This is a genomic window from Thermococcus nautili (assembly GCF_000585495.1).
Taxonomy (GTDB): Archaea; Methanobacteriota_B; Thermococci; order Thermococcales; family Thermococcaceae; genus Thermococcus; species Thermococcus nautili.
Genome location: NZ_CP007264.1, coordinates 132492 through 155073 on the forward strand (window position 1 = coordinate 132492; position 22582 = coordinate 155073).

At 54.2% G+C, this 22582-nt stretch carries 29 protein-coding genes; 16 read left to right on the plus strand and 13 right to left on the minus strand.

Annotated features, from left to right (window positions below; translation table 11 throughout):
• The first annotated feature begins 1 nt into the window (after window position 1).
• The 13 genes from mpgS (at window position 2) to BD01_RS00795 (ending at window position 11372) form a co-directional block, all read left to right on the plus strand.
• Window positions 2-1177 carry a mannosyl-3-phosphoglycerate synthase gene (mpgS, locus tag BD01_RS00735; RefSeq protein ID WP_042688920.1) on the plus strand — a complete coding sequence of 392 codons (1176 nt, stop codon included), beginning with the start codon at window positions 2-4 and terminating at the stop codon, window positions 1175-1177.
• Between the two features lie 3 nt (window positions 1178-1180).
• On the plus strand, window positions 1181-1924 hold the full coding sequence (mpgP, locus tag BD01_RS00740) for a mannosyl-3-phosphoglycerate phosphatase (protein ID WP_042688922.1): 744 nt from the start codon (window positions 1181-1183) through the stop codon (window positions 1922-1924).
• Entirely contained in the window at window positions 1921-3318 is a 1398-nt protein-coding gene (locus tag BD01_RS00745; RefSeq protein WP_042688924.1) for a mannose-1-phosphate guanylyltransferase/mannose-6-phosphate isomerase, read from the plus strand. Before mpgP ends, BD01_RS00745 begins: the two co-directional genes overlap by 4 nt.
• Before the next feature lies 1 nt (window position 3319).
• Window positions 3320-4684: a phosphoglucosamine mutase gene (gene glmM, locus BD01_RS00750; protein ID WP_042688925.1), complete on the plus strand. Its 1365-nt coding sequence runs from the start codon at window positions 3320-3322 to the stop codon at window positions 4682-4684.
• Between the two features lie 214 nt (window positions 4685-4898).
• Window positions 4899-5906: a hypothetical protein gene (locus tag BD01_RS00755; protein ID WP_042688928.1), complete on the plus strand. Its 1008-nt coding sequence runs from the start codon at window positions 4899-4901 to the stop codon at window positions 5904-5906.
• A 1-nt stretch (window position 5907) separates the two neighbouring features.
• Window positions 5908-6678, plus strand: a complete 771-nt coding sequence (locus BD01_RS00760) for a hypothetical protein (RefSeq protein ID WP_042688932.1) — start codon at window positions 5908-5910, stop codon at window positions 6676-6678.
• A complete protein-coding gene (locus BD01_RS00765; protein ID WP_042688934.1) occupies window positions 6675-7118 on the plus strand; it encodes a hypothetical protein in 444 nt (147 codons plus the stop codon). Before BD01_RS00760 ends, BD01_RS00765 begins: the two co-directional genes overlap by 4 nt.
• Before the next feature lie 214 nt (window positions 7119-7332).
• A complete protein-coding gene (locus tag BD01_RS00770) occupies window positions 7333-8352 on the plus strand; it encodes a hypothetical protein (protein WP_042688935.1) in 1020 nt (339 codons plus the stop codon).
• A 4-nt stretch (window positions 8353-8356) separates the two neighbouring features.
• Complete coding sequence (locus tag BD01_RS00775; RefSeq protein WP_042688937.1) at window positions 8357-9130, plus strand: ABC transporter permease; 774 nt, start codon at window positions 8357-8359, stop codon at window positions 9128-9130.
• Between the two features lie 170 nt (window positions 9131-9300).
• Window positions 9301-9570, plus strand: a complete 270-nt coding sequence (locus tag BD01_RS00780) for a hypothetical protein (RefSeq protein WP_042688939.1) — start codon at window positions 9301-9303, stop codon at window positions 9568-9570.
• Window positions 9567-10244 (plus strand): ABC transporter ATP-binding protein, encoded by a 678-nt coding sequence (locus BD01_RS00785; RefSeq protein ID WP_042688940.1) that lies wholly within the window; start codon window positions 9567-9569, stop codon window positions 10242-10244. Before BD01_RS00780 ends, BD01_RS00785 begins: the two co-directional genes overlap by 4 nt.
• A gap of 49 nt (window positions 10245-10293) precedes the next feature.
• Window positions 10294-10776 carry a permease gene (locus BD01_RS00790; RefSeq protein ID WP_042688941.1) on the plus strand — a complete coding sequence of 161 codons (483 nt, stop codon included), beginning with the start codon at window positions 10294-10296 and terminating at the stop codon, window positions 10774-10776.
• A gap of 32 nt (window positions 10777-10808) precedes the next feature.
• The gene (locus BD01_RS00795) at window positions 10809-11372 is read left to right on the plus strand and encodes a permease (protein ID WP_051482217.1); all 564 of its coding nucleotides are present in this window, start codon (window positions 10809-10811) and stop codon (window positions 11370-11372) included.
• Here the strand turns inward: BD01_RS00795 and BD01_RS00800 are convergent.
• From BD01_RS00800 to BD01_RS00840, 9 genes are all read right to left on the minus strand, one after another.
• Window positions 11331-12164 carry an energy-coupling factor ABC transporter ATP-binding protein gene (locus tag BD01_RS00800; RefSeq protein ID WP_042688943.1) on the minus strand — a complete coding sequence of 278 codons (834 nt, stop codon included), beginning with the start codon at window positions 12162-12164 and terminating at the stop codon, window positions 11331-11333. The two genes, BD01_RS00795 and BD01_RS00800, sit on opposite strands and share 42 nt — an antisense overlap.
• Window positions 12161-12829, minus strand: coding sequence for an energy-coupling factor transporter transmembrane component T family protein (locus BD01_RS00805; protein WP_342665196.1), 669 nt, complete (start codon window positions 12827-12829; stop codon window positions 12161-12163). Before BD01_RS00805 ends, BD01_RS00800 begins: the two co-directional genes overlap by 4 nt.
• Window positions 12822-13070, minus strand: a complete 249-nt coding sequence (locus tag BD01_RS00810; protein ID WP_042688947.1) for a PDGLE domain-containing protein — start codon at window positions 13068-13070, stop codon at window positions 12822-12824. The genes BD01_RS00805 and BD01_RS00810 overlap by 8 nt, the downstream gene beginning before the upstream one ends.
• Window positions 13067-13681, minus strand: a complete 615-nt coding sequence (locus BD01_RS00815) for an energy-coupling factor ABC transporter permease (RefSeq protein ID WP_042688949.1) — start codon at window positions 13679-13681, stop codon at window positions 13067-13069. The genes BD01_RS00810 and BD01_RS00815 overlap by 4 nt, the downstream gene beginning before the upstream one ends.
• A 173-nt stretch (window positions 13682-13854) precedes the next feature.
• Window positions 13855-14655: a proteasome assembly chaperone family protein gene (locus BD01_RS00820; RefSeq protein WP_042688952.1), complete on the minus strand. Its 801-nt coding sequence runs from the start codon at window positions 14653-14655 to the stop codon at window positions 13855-13857.
• On the minus strand, window positions 14652-14831 hold the full coding sequence (locus tag BD01_RS00825; protein ID WP_042688954.1) for an RNA-protein complex protein Nop10: 180 nt from the start codon (window positions 14829-14831) through the stop codon (window positions 14652-14654). The genes BD01_RS00820 and BD01_RS00825 overlap by 4 nt, the downstream gene beginning before the upstream one ends.
• 2 nt (window positions 14832-14833) lie before the next feature.
• Window positions 14834-15655: a translation initiation factor IF-2 subunit alpha gene (locus tag BD01_RS00830; RefSeq protein WP_042688955.1), complete on the minus strand. Its 822-nt coding sequence runs from the start codon at window positions 15653-15655 to the stop codon at window positions 14834-14836.
• An 84-nt stretch (window positions 15656-15739) separates the two neighbouring features.
• The gene (locus tag BD01_RS00835; RefSeq protein WP_015859102.1) at window positions 15740-15937 is read right to left on the minus strand and encodes a 30S ribosomal protein S27e; all 198 of its coding nucleotides are present in this window, start codon (window positions 15935-15937) and stop codon (window positions 15740-15742) included.
• A 2-nt stretch (window positions 15938-15939) separates the two neighbouring features.
• Window positions 15940-16224 (minus strand): 50S ribosomal protein L44e, encoded by a 285-nt coding sequence (locus tag BD01_RS00840; RefSeq protein WP_042688957.1) that lies wholly within the window; start codon window positions 16222-16224, stop codon window positions 15940-15942.
• 166 nt (window positions 16225-16390) lie between these two features.
• Between BD01_RS00840 and BD01_RS00845 the strand changes: the two genes are divergently transcribed.
• A complete protein-coding gene (locus BD01_RS00845) occupies window positions 16391-16954 on the plus strand; it encodes a hypothetical protein (protein WP_042688959.1) in 564 nt (187 codons plus the stop codon).
• On the opposite strand, the gene BD01_RS00850 is transcribed toward BD01_RS00845, so the two are convergent.
• Window positions 16944-17525: a lysine exporter LysO family protein gene (locus BD01_RS00850; RefSeq protein WP_042688960.1), complete on the minus strand. Its 582-nt coding sequence runs from the start codon at window positions 17523-17525 to the stop codon at window positions 16944-16946. The genes BD01_RS00845 and BD01_RS00850 overlap by 11 nt on opposite strands.
• Window positions 17522-17758 (minus strand): hypothetical protein, encoded by a 237-nt coding sequence (locus tag BD01_RS00855; RefSeq protein ID WP_042688964.1) that lies wholly within the window; start codon window positions 17756-17758, stop codon window positions 17522-17524. The genes BD01_RS00850 and BD01_RS00855 overlap by 4 nt, the downstream gene beginning before the upstream one ends.
• A gap of 221 nt (window positions 17759-17979) precedes the next feature.
• On the opposite strand from BD01_RS00855, the gene BD01_RS00860 reads away from it, so the two are divergent.
• On the plus strand, window positions 17980-19176 hold the full coding sequence (locus BD01_RS00860; protein WP_042688965.1) for a pyridoxal phosphate-dependent aminotransferase: 1197 nt from the start codon (window positions 17980-17982) through the stop codon (window positions 19174-19176).
• 11 nt (window positions 19177-19187) lie between these two features.
• Here the strand turns inward: BD01_RS00860 and BD01_RS00865 are convergent, their stop codons facing one another.
• Window positions 19188-19391, minus strand: a complete 204-nt coding sequence (locus BD01_RS00865; protein WP_042688968.1) for a MoaD/ThiS family protein — start codon at window positions 19389-19391, stop codon at window positions 19188-19190.
• Between the two features lie 10 nt (window positions 19392-19401).
• Window positions 19402-20313, minus strand: a complete 912-nt coding sequence (locus BD01_RS00870) for a hypothetical protein (protein ID WP_042688970.1) — start codon at window positions 20311-20313, stop codon at window positions 19402-19404.
• Window positions 20314-20398: 85 nt separating this feature from the next.
• Between BD01_RS00870 and topA the strand changes: the two genes are divergently transcribed.
• Window positions 20399-22558, plus strand: a complete 2160-nt coding sequence (gene topA, locus BD01_RS00875) for a DNA topoisomerase I (RefSeq protein WP_042688973.1) — start codon at window positions 20399-20401, stop codon at window positions 22556-22558.
• The last annotated feature ends 24 nt before the right edge of the window (window positions 22559-22582 follow it).

The following is a 22582-nucleotide window of genomic DNA, read 5'->3' on the forward strand; positions in this document are numbered from 1 at the left end:
TTTGCTACTTGAGGCGCCGGTTTATAAGGAGCTCTTCGGGGCGGTTGAAATATACGAGGTTCAGAAGGTCATAAAGCTGGACAGCGAGACGAGGGACGTTGGAACCTTCACCGTCAGGAACGTTCCCAGGGAGGACATCTACCGAATCCTCGAGGATATAGCGATAGTAGTCCCGATGAAGGACGAGAAGCTTCAGCTCGTCGACGGCGTGCTCAAGGCCATTCCGCACCAGTGCCCGATAATAATCGTCTCGAACAGCAAGCGGGAGGGGCCGAACCTCTTCAAGCAGGAGGTGGATTTGGTAAAACACTTCTACAACCTCACGCGCTCGCGGATAATAATGGTCCACCAGAAGGACCCGGGCCTGGCCAAGGCCTTCAAAAAGACGGGCTACACAGGGATACTCGACGGCGACTCGGTGAGGAGCGGTAAGGGGGAGGGCATGCTAATCGGCCTGCTCCTCGCGAAAGCCATTGGCGCGAAATACGTTGGCTTCGTCGATGCCGACAACTACATTCCAGGCTCCGTGAACGAGTACGTCAAGGACTACGCCGCTGGTTTTCTCATGAGCGAGAGCGACTACACGATGGTCAGGCTGAGCTGGCGCCACAAGCCCAAGGTGACGACGAAGGGGCTCTACTTCAAGAAGTGGGGGCGCGTAAGCGAGATAACCAACCGCTACATGAACGAGCTCTTTGGGGTCGCCACCAACTTCGAGACCAACATCATAGCGACGGGAAACGCCGGCGAGCACGCGATGAGCATAAAGCTCGCGGAGATAATGCCCTTTGCAACGGGCTACGCCATAGAGCCCTACGAGCTGGTCTACCTCTTCGAGACCTTCGGAAGGTGGGGTAAAGGTAAGGAAGAGGTCTACGACCAGGGCGTTGAGGTCTTCCAGATTGAGACCCTTAATCCCCACCTCCACGAAGACAAGGGGCAGGAGCACGTGAAGGACATGATTCTAAGCTCCCTCGGGACGATATACCACTCTGAACTCGCCACCGAGAGCCTAAAGAGGAGAATCCTTGAAGAGCTCCGCATTCACGGCCTCCTCGGCGAGAACGAGGAACCCCCGAAGCCCAAAGTTATGCCCCCCGTTGAGGGAGTGGACGTGAGCGAGTGGATGAAAACCCTCGAGGACGAGGCTGAGACGCTCCTCGAGTTCGAGGTGTGAGCGTTGATTCGGGTCATCTTCCTCGACCTCGACGGAACCCTCCTGGGAAGCGATTACTCGCCCGAAGGGGCCCGTCCCGTCATTGGGGAGCTCCTGAGGCGGGGCTACGAGGTCGTTGTGAACACCTCAAAGACCCGCTTTGAAGTCGAGTACTACCTGAGAGCCTGGAACCTTGAGAAGCCCTTCGTGGTTGAAAACGGGAGCGCGGTCTACGTTCCGGTCAACTACCTCCCTCCCAAGGTCGTCGGTGAGTTCGGGGTGAAACGCGGAAAGTACCGCGTGATTGAGCTCGGGAGGCCCTATTCAGAGATAAAGCGCGCGCTCGACGAACTGTCCCCTGAGTACGGGCTCAAGTACTACGGCAACTCAACCCTCGACGAGGTTAAGGCCTTCACGGGCCTGCCAGAGGAGCTCGCAGAGCTCGCGATGAAGCGCGAATACAGCGAGACGGTATTCAGGTGGGCAAAAAATGGGTTCGAGGCGGAGCTTGAAAAGATTGGATTTAGAGTAAGCATGGGGACGAGGTTCCTGAACGTCACCGGCAACACAGACAAGGGTAAGGGGGCCAGTGCTCTCCTCGAACTCTACTCTCTCCTCGGCGGGGTTGAGAGCTACGCGCTTGGGGACGGCGAGAACGACTTTCCCCTGTTTGAGGTCGTTGATAACGCTTTCATAGTTGGGAACCTCTCCCACCCAAAGGCTAAGCATATAAGCTCGATTGAAGAACTCCTGGGGGTGATACCGTGAAAACCGTAATCCTTGCGGGAGGAAAGGGAACGAGGCTGTGGCCCCTGAGCAGGGAGCTGATGCCAAAGCAGTTCGTCCGCTTCCTCGACGATAGGAGCCTCTTCCAGAAGACCGTTGAGAGGGCACTTCTCTTCTCAAAGCCGAGCGAGATATTCATTGTAACAAACAGAAACTACCGCTTCCGCGTTCTGGACGACTTAAGGGAGCTGGGCGTTGAAATCCCCGAGGACAACATCCTCCTTGAACCGAGCGCCAGGAACACCCTGCCGGCCATCCTCTGGGCGACGCTCAGGATAGAGGAGGAGTTTGGGAACTCGGTCGTTGCGGTTTTACCAAGCGACCACCTCATAGAGGTCAACGAGGCCTACGAGAGGGCCTTTGAGAACGCTGAGAGGCTGGCTAAAAACCACCTCGTCACCTTCGGAATCAAGCCGACCAGACCACACACGGGCTACGGCTACATAAAGCCGGGCGAGAAGATTGAAGAGAACGGAAGGATAATCGGATACACGGTTTCAGAGTTCAAGGAGAAGCCCGACCTCGAGACGGCAAAGCGCTACGTCGAAAGCGGTTACTACTGGAACAGCGGGATGTTCGCGTTCTCAAGCTCGCTTTTCATTGAGGAGGTTCAGAAGCACGCCTCCGACGTCTGGGAGGCCTTTGAGGAGAGCGGTGACATAGAGGAGGCCTACAACCGCGTCCCGGAGATAAGCATAGACTACGGCGTCATGGAGAAGACAGACAAAGCGGCAGTCGTTCCCCTCAACACGAAGTGGAGCGACCTTGGAAGCTTCGACGCCATCTACGAGGTCCTTGAGAAGGACTCCGACGGGAACGCGGTCAGGGTTCGCGGAAAGAAGGGCTACCACGTCGGCGTCAATTCAAGGAACAATCTCATAATGACCGAGAGGCTCACCGCGACTGTTGGCGTTGAGGACTTGATAATCATAGACACTGGTGATGCATTGCTCGTGGCGAAAAAGGGCGAGAGCCAGCGCGTCAAGGAGGTCTACAAGGCACTTAAGGAGCTCGGCGACGAGCGCGTCATCGTCCACAGAACAGCTTACCGGCCCTGGGGAAGCTACACAGTGCTTGAAGAAGGCGACCGCTACAAGATAAAGCGCCTGACCGTTCTGCCGGGCAAGAAGCTCTCCCTCCAGATGCATTACCACCGCTCCGAGCACTGGGTCGTGGTCAGGGGAACCGCCAAGGTCATCGTCGGGGATAGGGAGATACTCCTCCGGCCCGGGGAGAGCACGTTCATTCCCGCTGGCGTTAAGCACCGCCTTGAGAACCCGGGAAAGGTCGTTCTGGAGGTCATAGAGACCCAGATTGGTGAGTACCTCGGCGAGGACGACATAGTTCGCTTTGACGACGAGTTCGGGAGGGTCTGAGATGGGAAAGCTGTTCGGAACCTTCGGCGTCCGCGGGATAGCCAACGAGAAGATAACGCCCGAGTTCGCGCTCAAGATGGGCATGGCCTTCGGGACGATGCTCAAGCGCGAGGGAAGGAAGAAACCGCTGGTCGTCGTCGGCAGGGACACGAGGGTGAGCGGTGAGATGCTGAAGAACGCGCTCATCAGCGGACTCCTCAGTGTCGGCTGTGACGTCATCGACGTGGGAATAGCACCCACTCCTGCAATACAGTGGGCCACCAACCACTTCAAGGCCGACGGCGGGGCGGTTATTACGGCCAGCCACAATCCACCGGAGTACAACGGCATAAAGCTCCTCGAGCCAAATGGAATGGGCCTCAAGAAGGAGCGCGAAGCGGTCGTTGAGGAAATATTCTTTGCCGAGGACTTCGACAGGGCGAAGTGGGACGAGATTGGTGAGGTTCGCGAGGAGGACATCATCAAGCCCTACATCGAGGCGATAAAGAGCAGGGTGGACGTTGAGGCAATCAGGAAGAGAAGGCCCTTCGTTGTCGTTGACACCTCCAACGGCGCCGGTTCTCTAACACTCCCGTATCTCCTGCGGGAGCTCGGCTGTAAAGTTGTGAGCGTCAACGCCCACCCGGACGGCCACTTCCCGGCCAGAAACCCGGAGCCGAACGAGGAGAACCTCAAGGACTTCATGAAGATTGTTAAGGCCCTCGGTGCCGACTTCGGCGTTGCCCAGGACGGCGACGCGGACAGGGCGGTGTTCATAGACGAGAACGGGCGCTTCATCCAGGGTGACAAGACCTTCGCCCTCGTTGCCGATGCGGTTCTCAGGGAAAACGGCGGCGGTCTGCTCGTGACAACGATAGCGACCTCGAACCTGCTCGATGACATTGCGAAGAAGAACAACGCGAAGGTTATGCGCACGAAGGTTGGAGACCTCATCGTCGCGAGGGCTTTGCTTGAGCACAACGGAACCATCGGCGGCGAGGAGAACGGTGGCGTCATCTTCCCTGACTTCGTCCTCGGAAGGGACGGGGCGATGACGACTGCAAAGATAGTCGAGATTTTCGCGAAGAGCGGAAAGAAGTTCAGCGAGCTGATTGATGAGCTGCCGAAGTACTACCAGTTCAAGACGAAAAGGAAAGTTGAAGGCGACAGGAAGGCGATAGTTGCCAAGGTTGCCGAGCTCGCTAGGGCGAGGGGTTACGAGATAGACACCACCGACGGGACGAAGATACTCTTCCCCGACGGTTGGGTTCTGGTTAGGGCCAGCGGAACCGAGCCGATAATAAGGATTTTCAGCGAAGCGAAGAGCGAGGAGAAGGCCAGGGAGTACCTTGAGCTCGGGTTGAAGTTGCTGGAGGAAGCCCTCTAAGGTATTTTCTTTTTATTAACAGTTTTCTGCAGGAGTTGTTCTTAGCTCTTATATCTAACAGTTGGGATTATTTAGATGTTTGAACCAAAACCCTTTAATTATAATTCTCTGTAAGAATTCATGTCTAATGCTTAATAAGATAGCAACTAATCTGTTGTGATTGGTCAGGGACGTTGGCAATCGGCCCCAATACGTTGCACGTGGAGGTGTTTGAATGAAGAAATCAAGCGGAAGGCGTTTTCTCCTGTTTATATTTGTGTCCATTTTAGCCTTGATTTTTGTACCGAGCACTGCTTCCCTTTCCGAAACATCGGCCCCTTACTGGTTTCATCAGGGCTCGTTCGTTGAGTATAAAGCCGTTAGCTATCATCGCAACGGTGGAGGATTTGTTTTCAATGCAAGCGGAGTCCCTGTGTCCGTAACCGGTCCAAATATAACCGTGATTTTCAAGGTACTTAACGTAACCGGAGATATTGCGAGGGTGAAGGTTATTCTATCCGTGAGTACAGGCAATGTAACATTTGCGCCCGTTACGGTGTTTTATCCGGCCAATGGGACTTTCAAACCCTTCTGGAATGCGAGCGATGTCATCAATGTGACGAGAATGTCCAACAATTTAACAAGAGTCGTACTCAAGTCCCTTACCGTGGGTGGGGAATACGAGATAAAACTCAGCGCTGGATGGGTGTATGACCTCCACGGAAACCCTTACGGCCATACGGTTCTATGGGATGGATTCACTAAAAACGAAACGTTTGCGTTATACTATGGTAAGAGAGTGGTTATAACCGAGGTTAAAATAATTAATGCGACCCTAAATACTTACTATTCGAGCTTTCCAAAGCCCAACCTCTTGGTTCACAGCACTCGTGTTGTGGCACCCGATGGACAGATTTCGTTTTTTGATGCCTTTTATAGCCCTGGCTACAGAATATGTCTGTCTTTCATAATGGACCCGATACCAGATTTTCATGCCGTCGGTATCTACGGCTTTATGTGGACGGACGATAGAGCGCTGGCTATAGATAAGAAACTGAACTTGAACTATAAAATAGTCAACGGAGTCTGGCCACAGGGGGTTATACTGGCCAATGTCACTCTGGGGGAATCCACGACTCCAGTGGTGTCACCTCCCGAACCATCAAAAGCCAGGTATCTCCTGCCCATCGCTGTCGGAATAGCGGTGGTTGCTGGGGTTGTAACATACCGTAGGGGGCGGTAAAATGGGTAGAAGGATAACCCTACTTTCTTGGGAGTTGAACGACCCTATACGGGTTCTGATAACCACTTTGGGGATTCTCGTGACTGGCTATATCTTCCAGCATAGCCTTCTTACCAGCACCGGGGAGATTGGAACTGTCTCGACTTCTGTAAATGGGCTTAACTCAATGAGCGGTTTTGTGATAGCCCGCGCCATAACCTCGGAAGATTTCTGGATTATCGCCACATTCTTCATCGCGATGCTGGTGACGTTGACGTTTCGTGCGGGTATAGAGGGTAGGTATGAATTAACAACATACTCGCTCCCGTATTCCAAGTCAGAGATTTTTGCCGTGAAACTGCTGGTCTCCTTTTTACTGTCCCTCCTGGTCGTGTTTGTCCCGTTCTTTGTTCTGGTCTCCATTAACTTTGCAGAAACACCCAAGTTCGTTCTCTCCCTCTTTACGGGGGAGCGCTTTATGGCCCTGTTGATTGTGGTTTTTATGGCAATTTTCTACATCCTTTCACTAACGCTGTTTTTGTCGGTGACTTTGAGAAACATGTTTGCGGTGCTCGTTTTTGCGTTCCCGCTCCTCGTTATCCCTTACTTCGTGACCGCGAATCTTCCACCGGGGAACCTCCTCCGGGAAACGGCCGTAAGCATATCGACTGGTGAATACTTCACACTCTCACAATTTCTCCTTCAACCGCGCTTTGTGGTAGGGGGCCTTGTCGTGCCCCTTATGCTTACGTTGGTGTCCTTCGTGATAATCCTATGGAGGGACGTTAGATGAGGCATCGCATGATAGTTTCTCTGGTGTTTGTCCTTGGGATTCTCTTCCTCCTCCCGGTAATTGAGTTTTCGCAGATTCACAAAACGGTATGGCCGGGGGGCGTTTACCCTGTTTCTGGTAGCGGGGGAGCGCAGTTTAACTCCCCCGGATGGGCAATGCTTAACCTGACCTGTAACGGTAAGAGTGGACGTGTGGTAGTGGAGGACGATGTAACCGGCCGTGTCCTGTTGAACTCCACTGTCCTGGGTCACGCTCAGTTCGAGATAGTCCTTCCCCACGCCGGTGATTACAGTATCTACGGTTCAAACAACAATGAGTCTCTTGTCTGCACTGACCAGGTCTGGAAGCCCTACGCAACCACGACTGTCCAAGACGTTTCATATCTGGGTTCCTCGGTGATGTTTTTACTTTTTGCAATATTGTTAGTAATGTCGCGTTAATATCGATAGATAGTTGAACCAAAATCGCTAAATATAATTACGACAACAGTGCATAATGCAACTTCAATATGGGTGGAGTCTCAGCCCATGCAGGAAAATGGACGTTGGTATGTTGGAATAGACCTTATTCCAATATGTTGGGTACAGCAATGAAGTAACAGTTGCTTCCGTCGGTATTTCACCGGAGGGCGTATAACTACAGGAGGAATGCTTAATGAAGAAGGGCGTATTCCCTCTCCTGATTTTGCTTTTCTTCCTTTTCCCGGCGTCCTTCGCAACTGCGACTCCATACTGGGTTAAACCGGGTTCTCAACTGGTGTACTTTGCTAACGGAACAACATCCAATGCCTATGGTGGTGGGGCATATTATCAAAGGGATGGCTGTGTTGCTAACGTTGGTTTCCAGAGTGCGTATGTTGTTTTTAAAGTCGTTAACCTATCCAATAATTGGGTGACTGTTAATGTTACCGTCGTATTCTACGGGGACAAGTCCCTTAAATGGCCGTTCTCGGAGGTTTATGCGTATTACCCCGCAACATGTGCCCCTCCATTTCCTAATCCTCTTAATACTACCCCCTATTCCCGCAATAATGTTTCGCTTAAATGGTCTGACTACGGGACTAAGCTGGTTCTCCACGGGACTTACAGGGTATACCTTCCCACTGGCATAGTGTATTCAACTGATGGCCGTGCCTATGGGCACACGATACTATTTGACTTGTATCCCGTTTCTAATAACAGCTACGTGTTTCTCGATAGAAAGCGTCTCTCCTTTAGCGAAGTCCGTATTCTGAACTCGACGACGTATGTGACGTATTACCGTAACTTTACTGGGCCAAACGTCCTCCTCATGAGTGAACCAACTAACTTTACCGACCCAAGTGGGGCAATTGCATTTCTGAGAACACTTGCCGTATTTAATCCCGGCAACGACATAACACTGGGCTTCATGGGTGTCGTTCCAGACCTTGAGGCGTCTCTCGGAATCAGTGTTGTTACAGTGCTGGATAACATGGCCAAGCGTCAAAAACCCAAGTTCTCCGGAGAGGAACTACAGAGGGCCGTTGCTCCCGGACTCATCCTGTATAATGTTAGCATTCCCAAAAGTCCGAATTCAGAAACTCCGCCTTCCGTTCAACTCGCAGTGGCTCCCGCTCTTTCCAAGGTATGGGCTGTTAGTGCGGTTGTTGCTATCGTATTCCTCATCGGTGTTTTCGCATTAAAGAGGGGGTGAGCCTATGAATAAGTTTCGGACATTACTCGCCTGGGAACTTAGCGACTCTTTGAGATTGATAATTTTCCTTCTTGGAATTCCCTCTCTAACTTATCTTCTGGCCGTTGGTTACCTTAAATCCCAATGGGAACTTGGTTCCGTTGTTTCTTCACGTCCCCCCGTTTACAAGGGATTATCTCCCCTGGGAAGCATCACTGCTGTTCACCTCTTTGATTATCTTTCCCTCTCATCAGGTTTCTGGGTTCTCCTGGCACTTCTTGTCTCCATCTTGTCAGTCTTAACCTTCCGCTACGATAGGGAGCATGGTTATGCGTTTTCGGTTTATTCCCTTCCTTTCAGCAAGGGAGAAATATTCACCGCAAAGTTTTTCTCTGCACTTCTTCTCTCCCTTGTTTCCCTGTACATCCCCATTTTAATTGTAGACGTGTTCCCAAATGCGGATATACTTGGGGTTATACGAAAAATACTTTTCACAACTCAGTATTGCCATCTGCTTGTTTTTGCCACGTATTTTGTACTCTTCTCTCTGTCAGTCTCTTTGCTGTTTTCAGTTCTGTTAAGGGACATGCTCCTGGCTTTTATTGCATCCTTTTTCCTTCTTGTTCTTCCCTTTTTTGCGGGTCTTAACTGGCCACCATTTTCATTTGTTTCAATGCTTCCAAGGTCTCTGTCCGGTGCGTCACCGTTTGATTTCACCTGGTTTCTTAGGGGTCTCATAGTACCAATAGCACTCGTGCTTGTATCTGGACTGATTTTCACAAGGAGGGATGTCCTGTGAAAGGAAAGTTCCTATTCGTACTTTTGTTATCCATCATGTTGGCTCTTCTGGGTGTTTGGGGAGCGTACATTACAGTGAAACGAAATCCCGGTTTCATTGGACCGGTGGTTATGTCGAACTCACGAGGGGCACTTAGTTACGTATCAATTCATTCCCCTGGGTGGATAGTTATGAACTCCAGCTTTAATGGGAAAGGGAGGCTTATTATTTTGGACCAGTTTTCTAACAGGACCATTTTCACATACAACGTCAGCGAGCACCTTGCCTATCCAATAGTCCTTCCAAGAGAGGGTAGTTATGCAGTCTACGTCTTGAACGGCTCCCTGACGTTTTCGGCTTATTACCCTGGAGTTTATCCCACTCTTAAAGTCCAGAAAGCCCTGTACATGTCAATAACAATTCTGGCTTTTGTATTGGCTCTGTGGAGGTGGAGGGCATGATTGAAGCAAAGAATCTGACCAAGCGTTTTGGGCGCATAGTGGCGCTCGATGGTGTTACAGTTGAGATTCCCGAGGGCTTCAACCTAATCCTCGGCCCAAACGGGGGAGGGAAGAGCACCTTCTTCAAGCTGGCAACTGGTGTCTACCGGCCAACTTCCGGGAGGATAGCCCTCTTTGGGAAGAACCCCTGGACGGATGCGGGGGTTAAACGGAAGATTGGAGTCTCCTACGACCCCGTTTCGTTCCCCCCACTAATCTCGGGTTGGGAGTGGCTTGAGTTCATAGCGCGTTCCAAAGGCTTCGATGAGAGTGAGGTCGAGCGCGTTGGGAAGCTCTTTCAGCTCGACTTTCTTGACGAGAGAACGTCCAACTATTCCTCTGGAATGCTCAAGAAGCTCGCGGTGGCCCAGGCCTTCGTAGGCGCTCCCAAGTTGATTATGATAGACGAGCCCCTGGCTAACATCGACTTTGAAACAATGGGACGGTTCGTAAAGCTTTTCAGGAAGATGAAAGGTGAAACAAGCTTTCTTGTCATAAGCCACATATGGGAGCCATTAAAGCCCGTCGTGGACAGGCTGTACGTCATCTCCAACGGAAGGCTTATTCTCCAGGGTGAAGCCAGGGAACTCTGGGACGAAGTGGAGAGGCTGTTCCGCTTTCCCGTTTCCGAATAGTTCACGAACTTTATAAGCCGTCCCCTTCACAATTTTTTTGGGGAAGACCATGAACGGAACGACGCTCTTCATAAACGCCCTCGCCCTTGCTTGCCTCGCCCTCGGCTTCATGAAGGACCGGGCAAAGACAAGGCAGGCTCTGAAGGTCTCCGTGAAGTTTTTCGTGCGGATTCTTCCGACGATGCTCGTGATAATCCTGATAATCGGCCTTATGTCCGGCTTCGTGCCTCCGAAGACCATTTCCCGCGTCGTCGGCCAGGAAGCGGGGTTCATCGGCGTTTTAACGGTAGCGGTTCTTGGGGCGATACTCCAGATACCGTCCTTGATAGCCTTTCCCCTCGCGGCTTCCCTGCTGGAGAATGGCGCCTCCGTGACCTCTGTTGCCGTCTTCATAACGACGCTGACGATGATTGGCTTCGTAACGTTGCCACTTGAGACGAGAATCCTCGGGAAGCGCTTCGCCCTGCTCAGGAACGCACTGAGCTTCATAATCGCGATTCTAATCGGCCTCATAATGGGGGTGATACTTTGAGGCCGGACGGAATGCCTCCCAGGCGTCAGGGGATGGGAAAGGGGGCAATGAAGAACCTGAGGAAAGCGTTCCTGCGCGACCTCCTGTTCCTCGGTGCCGTCGTCTTGATAACTGCCGTGCTCCTCTCGATGTTTCCTGAAAAGAAAGACCCCGTCTTCTTGGCCTCAAAGAACTTCCTCGTGGAGATGCTCCTCATAATGCCGGCCGTGATGGTGCTGATGGGCCTGTTCGCGGTCTTCGTTCCCGATGAGCTAATTGTTAGGTACCTTGGAAAAAGCTCCGGGCTCAGGGGCATGCTGATAGCGATACTCATCGGCGCCTTCCCAACCGGACCGCTCTACGTGGCCTTCCCGATAGCGGCTTCGCTGCTCAAGAAAGGCGCCCGCGTCGCGAGCGTCGTTGCCTTCCTCTCGGCCTGGGCCTGCATAAAGATTCCGCAGGAGCTGGTTGAGCTGCAGTTCCTCGGGCTGAGGTTCATGGCGGCGAGGCTGGCCCTCACGATAGTCTTCGTGCTGGCGATGGGCCTGCTCATGGAGCGCATCCTCGGCAGGGAGCTAAGGGATGTCCCGGGCGTTCCCGAACCTGGAAGGCCCTGAGTTTTTAAGGGCTTCCATAATTTTTCTTCTGGCATCTTCTGGGTCCTTTGGAATCGGCAGGCCAAGGCTTAGAAACAGCTCCACAAGAGGGGGCACGTCTAAATTGTGCTTCCTCAGCAGTTCGGGATTTCCAAGTATCTCCTCCGGCGTTCCAACGGTTACAACCCTTCCCCCGTCAATCAGCGCTATCCTGTCGCAGAGCGATAGGTAATCCGCCTCATGCGATGCCAAAATCACGGTCTTTCCCTCGTTCTTTAGTTCCGTTATGAGTTTTCTCATGAGGCTTTTGCCCCTGAAGTCGAGGTTTGCAAAGGGCTCGTCGAAGACCACTACCTCCGGCTTCATAGCCAAGACCGTCGCTATCGCTATCCTTTTCTTCTCACCGAAGCTCAGCTCCTTCGTTTCCCTATCCGCGTAGTTCCGCATCCCCACCTTTTTCAGGGCCCACAGAACGCGCTCCCTCAGCTCTTCACCGCGAAGACCTAGGTTGTAAGGGCCGAAGGCCACGTCCTCGAACACGGTCGGCGAAAAGAGCTGGTCGTTGGGGTCTTGGAAGACGATTCCAACTTTTTTCCTGACTTCTCTGGGGTTCTTCGCAGGCTCAATTCCGTCAACGAGAACTTTGCCCCTCTTTGGCCTGAGGATTCCATTGAGGTGGAGTAGCAATGTGCTCTTTCCGGCTCCGTTCGGCCCGAGGAGACCGAAGAGCTCGCCCCTTTCGACGGTCAGGGTTATTCCTTTGAGAACTTCCCTTCCGGGATAGGAGAAGTGAACGTTTCTCATCTCTATCATATCAGCAACCCTCCCAGGGCCAGGACGGCGAGCACTGCCGTTTGGAGGTTTGGTCTCGGCTCGTCCATGCTGGGGAACTCTCCGAAGCCCCTGGAGAGCATTGCCCTGTACACCCTCCCGCTCCGGAGGTATGCCCTCAGGAGCACTTCCCCCATTAGGGAGCCCAGCATTCTGTAGTACTCTCCCTTTCCAACGCCGAAGGCCCTTGAATCGAGTGCCCTCTTCATCCTTCTCGTCTCATCCACCAAGAGGTCCATGTAGCGGTACGTGAAGGCCAGGGTCAGGACGAGCACCCTGGGAAATCTCAGCGCCTTCATCTCCGCCAGAAGCCTGGAAAATCCAACGGAGTCCGTTATCACAACCACCGTTCCAGCCGAGAGGAATGCCTTGCAGAGGAGCATGAAAAACGAACTTACTCCTTCCACCGTCACCGGGCCGAAGGGTGTTTGGAAAAGGGGATGCCCTTGATTAAAGAGCGCTGTGATAAAGAGAAGACCCTCAAAACCGAGCAGAAAGCAGAGCTTCCCCAGGACGCGTCGTTTGGGTCTCATTATGAGAGCGACTCCCAGGAAAAGCAATCCAAAATAAGCCAGCTCTTCGGGCGATTTTCTCGTCACGACGCCAAACGCGTAAATAAAAATGAAGAGCAGGTACACCTCAGCCACCCTTGGCCAGCTTTGCGAGCCCGTAGCAGGTTGCAAAGGCCAGGGTTATTCCGAGCAGTCCCATTGCCACACTCTGACCCCAGGTCTCCCCGTAGTCGAGAGGGGCATGGTAGACGGGTTTTTCTTCGAGGCCAACCTTTTCCATAGTCGCCTCCAGTCCGTCCGGGTTGCTTGATGCCAGCGGGAGGACGAGGGCCAGGATTACCGCTATAACCAGGAGTCCCTTTATCACGGCCTTCATGCAGGCACCCCCTCCAGGGAAGGAAGCTTGGCCCGCAGGGCGTTGACGATGAGCACGGTGAGTACGGCCTCGCCGATTCCGATTATCGAGTGGTAGCCCACCATGAGAGCCAGAACCTTCGTGAAGGGCAGGCTGTGGCTGAGTCCTATCTCAATCGAGGCGAGTGTCGCTCCCAGCACAACGGAGAGCCAGGAGGCGAATCCCATCGCGAGGGTTTCGTTGATGTTCCTGAGCTTGAGGTAAACCCCGTACCCTATGAAAGCTCCAACGAGCCCCATGTTCAGAATGTTGGCTCCGATGGCTGTGATTCCACCGTCGCCGAAGAGGAGGGTCTGGATGAGGAGAACAGCGGTCATGACTATAACCGATGCGTACGGCCCGAGGAGGATTGCAACGAGGGTCGCTCCGAGCAGGTGTCCGCTGACGCCGCCGATTATCGGAAAGTTGACCATCTGGGCCGCGAAGATTCCTGCCGCGAAGAGGCCGAGGAGCGGTATCTTTTCCTCCGGAAGATTCCTGAGTTTTCTCGCGGAATACGCGACTCCAAGTATTGTTATGGCGTATGTCACGATTATAATCGGGGTACTCAGCAATCCGTCGGGTATGTGCATGTTTCACCCCTCCGGTGTGTTATCAAGTAACTGAAGAGTAGCACGAAATAAAAGCGTTTTTAAAACCTGGTATTACTAACCAAAGGTTGAGAACAAAGCGATGCTCCTAGGTGTCCATAGCCCTTCTTCCAAGGACACAAAAAGAAGGCAAAATGAGGAAGTGGCGTCGGAGCTCAGAGGTAGCCCCTGTCCTCTTCCTCCGGGGCAGGGGGCATCGTCTGCTCGAGCATCGCCCTCTGCATCTCCTGAACCTTCTGGAGTATCTCCTCGGTCTCCTTGGCGCGCTCCTCGAGGGCTGTCATGTCGAGCTCTATTCCGAGTATCTTCGTGACCGCCGTCAGGACGGCCTTGGCGGCCTTGGCGTCGACGATGTAGCCGAGGCTCTCTCCGAGTATGCTTATACCGTACATCGAGCGGAGCTTGCCCATGCCGAGGAGAAGGCCGGCCGCTCCTACTATGGCTCCACCCTCGTCCTCCCTCCAGACCACCTCGACGGAGCAGTCCTTGAGCTTCTCCTTGTAGTAATCAACGAGCTCCTCGTGGGTTACCGCCGCTAAGACCCTTGGCTCGCCCTGGAGTTCCGGCACCTGGTAGCCGCCCATCGTTATTATCTCCCTGACGCCGAGTTCCTGAACGAGGTCGAGCATCTTGCCGACCACCTCGTAGTGGCCGGGGCTGTCAGTCGGCGGAACCTGCTGGTCGCCGGTGATGATGATTAGGTCCCTTCCGTTCTCGTCGGGGTTAACCCAGTAGTAGAACTCGTTCTTCATGAGCTCGACGATTGAGCCCTTCTTTATGATGACCTGGTGCATGAAGTGCGGTGAGTAGAGCTCGGCGAACTTCACCGCGTTGAGCTCCTGGATGAGGTGCTCCGCGGCGAGCTTTCCAACGAGGCCTATGCCCGGGAGCCCCTCTATGAACACCGGGTCCCTGAGCTGGGGCCTCTCAAGGAGGTAGATGGTGGTTTCCTTCATTTTCTCACCTCTATCCCAAGGACTTCCCTTCTCCACCTGCGCCTGTACTCACCGTAGGGGTCCTCCGGCGAGAAGCGCGGTGGGTGGGCTACCTTGGTTTTGGCCCCGCAGACTGGGCAGGTCTCCTTCAGGGTGTACCTGCCGCAGTTCGGGCACTTTCTTATGCGGAACTTCATGGTTACCTCCTCTTAATCTTCCTTATGCGCTTCTCCTTCCTAATGAGGGTCGCCTCTCCGCCCGCTTCCTTTATGACGCGGAGAATTTCTTCGGCTATGCTCTCGAGAACCTCTTCTGCCTTGTAGTAGTCCGGAGCTGTTATGTCAATCCTGTACCTCGGAGCGCCCTGGTAGGTGAACTTGACGTCTATGTCCTTCTCCTCGTTGGCCCTGTCTCTGGCCCTAATCAGGGCCTCCTTGATTATCTCGATTCCGTTGGGCTTCGGAACGGTTATCTCGAATTCCGCATCGATGGTAACGGTCGGAATCTCGACGTAGGCTTCGATAATCGGCTTGAGCGCGTCAAGCCACTCATCTGGAATGAGGCCCTTCAGAACCTCAATTCCGTTCTGGGCGGCATCTTCAAAGGCGGCGTAAACCTCGCCGTACTCCTCCTCGAGCGGAACCCAGACCTCGCGCCAGGCCGTCTCGAAGTCCTTGCCTATCTTTTCGGCGGCCATCTTGAGGAGGTTCTCGGCCTTCTGGGCGCGCTTGTACTCCTGGAGCTTGGCCTTCCTCTGCTGCTGGTTCACCCTCTTGAGGCTCAGGTCTATGTGCCCCTTCTCCGGGTCAACGCGGATGACCTTGACGACTACCTTCTGGCCCTCCTTCACGTAGTCCCTGATGTTCTTGACCCAGGTTGGAGCAACCTCGCTTATGTGCATGAAGCCCTCCTTTCCGGGATACTCGTCAAGGGTGAGGAACGCTCCGTACGGGTGAATGTTCTTGACGGTAGCGACGACGAATTCTCCCTCCTCGGGAAACTCCTTGGCTTTCCTCGGCATTCTAACCACCTCTAAATTTTTCTCTCCGGAAGGTTTACGAGAAGAGGTTTTTAAAAGTTTGGCGGGGAGTAAAAAGGAAGGAAATCACTCGAGAACCTCGAGTATCTTGGCCTTGATGACGCCCTTACCACCGGTCGGCTCGACGAGGGTTGCACCGCAGACGAGACAGCGAACCTTCGTAGCCGGGTGGCTGAAGACTATCTGCTCGTTGCCGCAGTCAATGCACTTGACGCGGAGGAACCTGCTCCTCGGCATCGGGATGAGGTTCTTCGGGAGCGCCATGTTCACACCTCCACGAGCTCGAACTTCTTAACGCGGAAGCCCTTTCCTCTGGTGTGGGCCTTACCGCAGACGGTGCACCTAAAGCGGAGGTCGAGCTTCTTGACCGGCTTCTCCCTTCCGGCAGGGTTCGGCCTCGGGAAACCGCGGTAACCCTTGAGGATTCTGCGGAAGCGCCTCTGACCCTGGCTGAGCTCGCTCCTCGGCCTCTTCTTGACCTTCTCTACCTTGTGGATGGTGTGCTTCTTACAGTACGGACAGTAGGTCCTTATCTGCTTCGGGTACTTCATCTCACTCACCTCCACCGGGAGCCCGGCGGGTTCCTTAACGGATACCCCCGAGCCATGAGCCGATGATTAGCTCGGGTTCCCGGTTTGAGACGATGTTTAAAAAGCTTTTTCCCGGTTCCGAAACTTTTAAATACTAAAGGTTACTAAAATGTCCCGGTGATGGGAAATGAGGAGGATGATTGACCTCGTCAGGGAGGCAAAGAAGGTTGAAGAGAGGGCTGAGAGGGACTACCGGAAGCTCCTCAAAGAGCTCGATAAGCCGGAGTACGCCGATTTGAGGGGGCTCGTTCTCAGGCTCGCAATAGACACGGCCTTCCACAAGCGCCTCATGGGAGCCCTTGAGAAGGCCTACAACGACGCCATCAAGCTGGTGGAGGAGTACGCCGTCGAGAAGCCCAACGAGGACTTCGCCCTCATCCCGGGCGTTCCAACGATGGTCATGCCACTCGGCTTCGGCCCGATTGGCGCCAGGATTCCACCGGAAGAGATAATCGAGGAGTACCTCAAGGACTTCCCAACCGAGGTCGTTCTGCCGGACGGTGGGGAGAGGCTCATAGAGGTTCTAAAGAGGTACGCCGAGGAAGAGGGGCGGATGAAGGAGCTCTACGAGGAGCTCTCGAAGAGGGCATTCCATCCCGTTGTGAGGGAGCTCGTTAGGGAAATCAAGAGGAACGAGGAACAGCACGAGAGCCTCGTCAAGGGCCTCGTCGAGAAGTACTCTAAAGACTGAGTATCAGCGGAACCAGGAAGGGAACGACAGCAGTTAGAATGAACCCGTGGACGAAGGCAACTAGTGCCACCTCCCTTCCTCCAAATTTCGTTATTATCGGCAGGGTCGTGTCCATCGTCGTTGCGCCTCCCATCACCACCGCCTTCTCGGGCCCGATTTTTTGAGTTACGAGGGGGTAGAAAGTAATCGTGAGAATCTCCCTGAGCAGGTTCCCGAGAAAGCCGACCGCGCCGTAAACCGCGGAGTACTGCGCTATAAGCGGGCCCGTCAGCGAGTACCACCCACAGCCGGCCCCTATGGCGAGGCCCCACCTCGGCTCTATCCCGAGAATCAGTGCCGCCAGCAGTCCGCCGAGGATTGAGCCCGTCAGCGTCAAAAACGGCAGGGTGAGGGCCTTTCGACCGACCCTTCTGAGCTCCTCAGCGTTGAAGTTCAGCCCAAGGTCTGCCCCAATCACGAATATGAGGATGTAAAGCATGATTTCATAGGCGTTCCCGAAGTCGGGGGAGAAGAAACGTCCGACGAGTATTCCGACCGTAAGCGATGCGAGAACAAGGTGGAGAAACCTCATCCAACCACCTCCGCGATGAGAAGGCTTCCTGCTATCGTCAGAACCGCGAAGATGGCTGAAACGCCGAGGAGCCAGAGGCCGTTCACCTGAACCTCCCCGGTCTTGACCCCAAGGAAGAAAATCATCGCGAGTAGCGCGATGCTCGTGGGCGTTTCCAGGTTCGGTCTTTTTCCGGCCCTCTTTAGAAGATACCCCAGCAGAAGGCCGAGGATGAGCGGGATGAACACGTTCATGCTTGAGATTTTGCTCTGAAGGTTAATAAAAGTATCGAATGGGCTCGGAGGGTGTTCACGTCATCATCTGTGAGCCCTCAGTTTGCTTGCTATTCTTCATCGCCCATCGGGATTTGAGGGCGGAGTTTTAAAGGTTGTCCCGAAAAATCCTCGTAAAACCTCCCCTTCCTTTGAGCCAAAGTTTTTATGATGAAAGTCTCAACAGTTCAGCGGTGGTCGTTATGATTCGCGCATCCCAGAGGGCAATGGGAATAGTTTACGCGATAAGGGACGTCGTTCTGCCGGCGAGAGAGCTTGAAAAGAAGGGAATAAAGGTCATAAGGCTCAACATAGGCGACCCCGGGAAGTACGACTTCCAGCCGCCGGAGCACATGCAGGAGGCTTACTGTCGCGCCATAAAGGAGGGTCACAACTACTACGGGCCGAGCGAGGGCCTTCCGGAGCTGAGGGAGGCTATTGTTGAGAGGGAGAAGAGGAAGAACGGCGTTGATATCACGCCGGACGATGTTAGGGTTACCACCGCTGTAACCGAGGCTCTCCAGTTCGTCTTCGGCGGCCTCCTCGACCCCGGGGACAACATACTCGTCCCGAGCCCGAGCTATCCTCCCTACGTCGGCCTCGTCAAGTTCTACGGCGCCGAGCCGAGGGAGTACATGACGGTCGAGGAGAACGGATGGCAGCCAGACATAGACGACATGAGGAAGCTGATTGACGAGAGGACAAAAGCGATAGCTGTCATCAACCCCAACAACCCGACGGGGGCTCTCTATGAGAAGAAGACCGTCAAGGCGATACTCGATTTGGCAGGCGAGTACGACCTGCCGGTTATAAGCGACGAGATTTATGATTTGATGACCTACGAGGGGAAGCACGTTTCTCCCGGCTCGCTCACGAAGGACGTTCCGGTCATAGTCATGAACGGCCTCTCGAAGGTCTACTTCGCCACCGGCTGGCGCCTCGGCTACCTCTACTACGTTGACCCCGAGGGCAAGCTCGAAGAAGTGAGAGAGGCGATAGACAAGCTCGCGCGCATAAGGGTCTGTCCCAACACCCCGGCCCAGCTCGCGGCAATAGCCGGCATGCGCGGCCCGATGGACTACCTTGAGGAGTACATGAAGAAGCTCCGCGAGAGGAGGGACTACGTTTACAAGAGGATACAGGAGATTCCAGGCGTCAGCGCGGTCAAGCCGCAGGGGGCGTTCTACATCTTCCCGAAGATTGAGGAGAGAAAGTGGAAGAGCGACTTCGACTTCGTCATGGACGTCCTCCACGAGGCCCACGTGCTCTTCGTCCACGGCTCCGGCTTCGGAAAGGCCGGCGACTGGCACTTCAGAATCGTCTTCCTCCCGCCGGTCGATGTGCTTGAAGAGGCCATGGACAGGTTTGAGGAGTTCATGAGAAAGAGGCTCGGGGCGTGAGGCCCCTCTTTTTACCCCCCAGAAACGACCGGAATTACCTCCACGGCAACGCCGTCCTCGACTTTTTCATCCTCGAGGACAACCCTTCCGTCAATCCTCGCTATCGCGCTCTCTGTGTTGAACCCGACCTCCCTGAGGATGTCCGCTACCGTTATGCCCTTCCTCCACTCGACTTCCTTCTCGATTCCCCTTCCGAGGACCCTGACCTTAATCATCGCCACCACCTCACGTGAAGAGAACCGTCCTCTTAAAAACGTCCCTGTGGTTCCCGAAGGCCTCGAACATCTTCCCCGAATAGTTCTCAACGGCGGAGTCGAGCAGTTTGTTGAGGTTGTAGTTTATCTCCTCGCCCATCGGCATGTAGAGCGGTGCGGGTTCGTAGTAGTCCATCCCCTTGAGGAGCGACGTCGAGAAGTACCAGAGGGTCTTCTTAATCTTCCGCCCCCTGACCGGCGAGAAGCTGGCCTCGCCCCCACCAAAGGCCGCGTGGAGGACTACAATCTTCTCGACCTCGACGCCCTTCTTGAGAAGCCTTCTCCGCTCTGTGCTCTCCAGGTCAACTATTCTGTAACCGCTCCTCGTGGTTTCATCGTAGTCTATCGAGACGCCGTAGACGTCCTCAATCCTCGGGTCGTAGACGAGAACCTCGGTTCCTCCGATGACGTAGAGCTTCCCCTCGCGGACGTCAACGACCGTGTTTTCGGTGCTGAGAACGTCTAATCCCTCAGAGACGGCTATGGCTGACATAGTGCTCTTGCCCGTGTGGGGGTAGCCGACGAAGAGAACCGCCCTCCCCTCTGGGTTGACGACGCTCACCGAGTCTGTTATGAAAATCCTGCCCTTCCGCGCGCCGGCCCTTGCCGTCGCCTGGAGGAGGAAGAAAACCGGTGCCTCGTTCTTGTAGGCGGAAGGAACGGCGGACTCAAGCTTGTAACGGTCCTTTCCGTTGACGTCGTACATCGAGCTGAAGACCCTGAAGGACTCGCCCTTGAAGCGCTCTATCAGAATGTCGGGCTTTATCTCTGCCCTTAGAACGTCCGGCAGGTAGCGCCGAGCGAAAAGCGTTCTAAAGCCGTCAACGAAGCCGTCGTTGAGCTCCCCGCTGAAGAGAACACCGACACCTCCGACGCTCAGCATCGTCATCAACGACCCTTCTGTTAGCGGGTTATAAACCCTTCGTCGGAGGTTTTTTATAGAGGGTCGCCAATCGAAGACGAGGCCTATGGTCACGCTCATCATAGCCGAGAAGCCCAACGTCGCGAGAAAGATAGCCTACGCCTTGGCCGAGGGAAAGCCCGTCCGGAAGACGATAGGGAAGGTGAGCTACTACGAGTTCACCCGCGACGGCAAGAAGGTGATAGTCGCTCCAGCTGTTGGCCATCTCTTCTCTCTCGCTCCGAAGACCAAAACCTACGGTTACCCCGTCTTTGACATCGAATGGGTACCTGTCTACGTCGCCGAGAAGGGCAAGAACTACGCGAAAGACTACATCAAGGCCCTCGCGACCCTCGCGAAGCAGGCGGATGAGTTCATAGTTGCCTGCGACTACGACACCGAGGGTGAGGTTATCGGTTATACTGCTCTGAAATACGCCTGCGGTGTTGACCCCTCCAAGGCCAAGCGCATGAAGTTCTCGGCGTTGACGAAGAAGGACCTTCTCAAAGCCTGGTACAACCTTGAGCCGACGATAAACTTCGGAATGGCAGATGCGGGAATAGCGCGCCACGTCCTCGACTGGTACTGGGGCGTGAACCTCTCGAGGGCCTTAACCTCGGCCATAAAGCGCGCCAGCGGGAAGTGGCAGGTTTTGAGCACCGGTCGCGTTCAGGGGCCTACGCTCAAGTTTCTGGTGGAGCGGGAAAAGGAAATCCAGAACTTCAAGCCGAAACCGTACTGGGTCATCAAGATGATTCTTGAAAAAGAGGGCAAGCAGTACACGGCGACCTACGAGAAGGACAAGATATGGGACGAGGAGGAGGCGAAGAGAATCGTCCAGGAGGCCAAGAAGGGGCCGGCCTTCGTTGAGAAAGTTGAAGTGAAACAGCAGAAGAGGAACCCACCGGTGCCCTTTGACCTCGGAACTCTCCAGAGGGAAGCTTATTCTGCCTTCGGCTACAGCCCGAAGAAGACCCTGGAGATTGCACAGCGTTTGTATGAGCGGGGGCTCTCGAGCTATCCGAGAACAAGCTCGCAGAAGCTCCCTAAGAACCTCAACTTCCGCTCGATACTCCAGAACCTCGCGAAGTTGCCGGAGTACAAGCCCTTCGCCCACGAGCTTCTGGGCAAAGGCAACCTTAAGCCAGTTGAAGGCAAGAAGGAAGACCCCGCCCACCCGGCAATCTACCCCACCGGCGAGCTTCCAAAGCCCGGCGAGCTGACCAAGGATGAGAAGAACATCTACGACCTCGTCGTGAGGCGCTTCTTAGCTCTCTTCATGGAGCCGGCGGTGAGGGAGAGCGTGAAGGTAATCATAAACTCCAACGGCCACCGCTTCGTCCTGAGCGGTGCGAGAACCCTCAAGGAGGGCTGGCTGAAGGTTTACGGGAAATACGTCAAGTTCGACGAGATTATTTTGCCCCAGTTCAGGGAAGGCGAGCCTGTCAAGGTCGTCCAGATTAAGCGCGAGAAGAAGAAAACCAAGCCTCCAGCGAGGTATTCTCCAGCGGCCGTAATCAAGAAGATGGAGGATTTGGGCATCGGAACGAAGGCGACGCGCGCGCAAATCCTTGAAACGCTTTATAACAGGGGCTACATCGAGGGCAAGAAGAAGATAAAGGTTACACCGCTGGGAATGCGCGTCGTTGAGGCCCTTGAGAAGAACGTCCCAGACATAGTCAGCGTTGAACTCACGAGGGCCTTCGAGGAGAAGATGGAGGAGATAATGGCCGGGAAGGCAAAGAGAGACGAGGTAATAGAGGAGAGCAAAGAACAGCTGATTAAAATCCTGAAAGTCTTCAAGGAGAAGGAGCTCGACATCGGCAGGATGCTCCTTGAGACAACCGGAACGGGCGTTACGACCTCGAAGGATTCAGTCAGAGTGGAGAAATCGAAGTCCCAGTCCGGGGCTTCTGGAGCTTCCGCGAAATCCGGGACGGAAGAGCCGAAGAAGACCAAGTCCCCTGAGAGGCAGAGGCTCGTCCTCGGAAAGTGCCCCAAGTGCGGTGGCGACTTGGTTCTCAAGTACAACAGGAAAACCGGCAAGCGCTTCGTTGGCTGCTCCAACTGGCCGAAGTGCAACGTCACATATCCAATCCTCCAGCGCGGTGAGGTGATTCCCACCGGCAAGACCTGTTGCAACGGCGCTCCAGTGGTGAAGATTCGTGAGAAGGGCAGGGAGTACGAGATTTGCCTCGACATGAACTGCAAGGACTGGAAGCGATAGCCTTATCTTTACTTATGCGGAATC

Bases quoted from the DNA above. Each gene is read 5' to 3' on its own strand.
- BD01_RS00790 (WP_042688941.1), top strand. From the start codon at position 10,294: ATGAACGGAACGACGCTCTTCATAAACGCCCTCGCCCTTGCTTGCCTC.
- topA (WP_042688973.1), top strand. From the start codon at position 20,399: ATGGTCACGCTCATCATAGCCGAGAAGCCCAACGTCGCGAGAAAGATA.
- BD01_RS00770 (WP_042688935.1), top strand. From the start codon at position 7,333: ATGAAGAAGGGCGTATTCCCTCTCCTGATTTTGCTTTTCTTCCTTTTC.
- BD01_RS00785 (WP_042688940.1), top strand. From the start codon at position 9,567: ATGATTGAAGCAAAGAATCTGACCAAGCGTTTTGGGCGCATAGTGGCG.
- BD01_RS00840 (WP_042688957.1), bottom strand. From the start codon at position 16,224: ATGAAGTACCCGAAGCAGATAAGGACCTACTGTCCGTACTGTAAGAAG.
- BD01_RS00755 (WP_042688928.1), top strand. From the start codon at position 4,899: ATGAAGAAATCAAGCGGAAGGCGTTTTCTCCTGTTTATATTTGTGTCC.
- BD01_RS00765 (WP_042688934.1), top strand. From the start codon at position 6,675: ATGAGGCATCGCATGATAGTTTCTCTGGTGTTTGTCCTTGGGATTCTC.
- BD01_RS00835 (WP_015859102.1), bottom strand. From the start codon at position 15,937: ATGGCGCTCCCGAAGAACCTCATCCCGATGCCGAGGAGCAGGTTCCTC.
- BD01_RS00810 (WP_042688947.1), bottom strand. From the start codon at position 13,070: ATGAAGGCCGTGATAAAGGGACTCCTGGTTATAGCGGTAATCCTGGCC.
- BD01_RS00830 (WP_042688955.1), bottom strand. From the start codon at position 15,655: ATGCCGAGGAAAGCCAAGGAGTTTCCCGAGGAGGGAGAATTCGTCGTC.
- BD01_RS00870 (WP_042688970.1), bottom strand. From the start codon at position 20,313: ATGCTGAGCGTCGGAGGTGTCGGTGTTCTCTTCAGCGGGGAGCTCAAC.
- BD01_RS00800 (WP_042688943.1), bottom strand. From the start codon at position 12,164: ATGATAGAGATGAGAAACGTTCACTTCTCCTATCCCGGAAGGGAAGTT.
- BD01_RS00855 (WP_042688964.1), bottom strand. From the start codon at position 17,758: ATGAACGTGTTCATCCCGCTCATCCTCGGCCTTCTGCTGGGGTATCTT.
- BD01_RS00825 (WP_042688954.1), bottom strand. From the start codon at position 14,831: ATGAAGTTCCGCATAAGAAAGTGCCCGAACTGCGGCAGGTACACCCTG.
- BD01_RS00860 (WP_042688965.1), top strand. From the start codon at position 17,980: ATGATTCGCGCATCCCAGAGGGCAATGGGAATAGTTTACGCGATAAGG.
- BD01_RS00865 (WP_042688968.1), bottom strand. From the start codon at position 19,391: ATGATTAAGGTCAGGGTCCTCGGAAGGGGAATCGAGAAGGAAGTCGAG.
- BD01_RS00775 (WP_042688937.1), top strand. From the start codon at position 8,357: ATGAATAAGTTTCGGACATTACTCGCCTGGGAACTTAGCGACTCTTTG.
- glmM (WP_042688925.1), top strand. From the start codon at position 3,320: ATGGGAAAGCTGTTCGGAACCTTCGGCGTCCGCGGGATAGCCAACGAG.
- BD01_RS00845 (WP_042688959.1), top strand. From the start codon at position 16,391: ATGAGGAGGATGATTGACCTCGTCAGGGAGGCAAAGAAGGTTGAAGAG.
- BD01_RS00760 (WP_042688932.1), top strand. From the start codon at position 5,908: ATGGGTAGAAGGATAACCCTACTTTCTTGGGAGTTGAACGACCCTATA.
- BD01_RS00850 (WP_042688960.1), bottom strand. From the start codon at position 17,525: ATGAGGTTTCTCCACCTTGTTCTCGCATCGCTTACGGTCGGAATACTC.
- BD01_RS00795 (WP_051482217.1), top strand. From the start codon at position 10,809: ATGGGAAAGGGGGCAATGAAGAACCTGAGGAAAGCGTTCCTGCGCGAC.
- BD01_RS00780 (WP_042688939.1), top strand. From the start codon at position 9,301: ATGAACTCCAGCTTTAATGGGAAAGGGAGGCTTATTATTTTGGACCAG.
- BD01_RS00820 (WP_042688952.1), bottom strand. From the start codon at position 14,655: ATGAAGGAAACCACCATCTACCTCCTTGAGAGGCCCCAGCTCAGGGAC.
- BD01_RS00815 (WP_042688949.1), bottom strand. From the start codon at position 13,681: ATGCACATACCCGACGGATTGCTGAGTACCCCGATTATAATCGTGACA.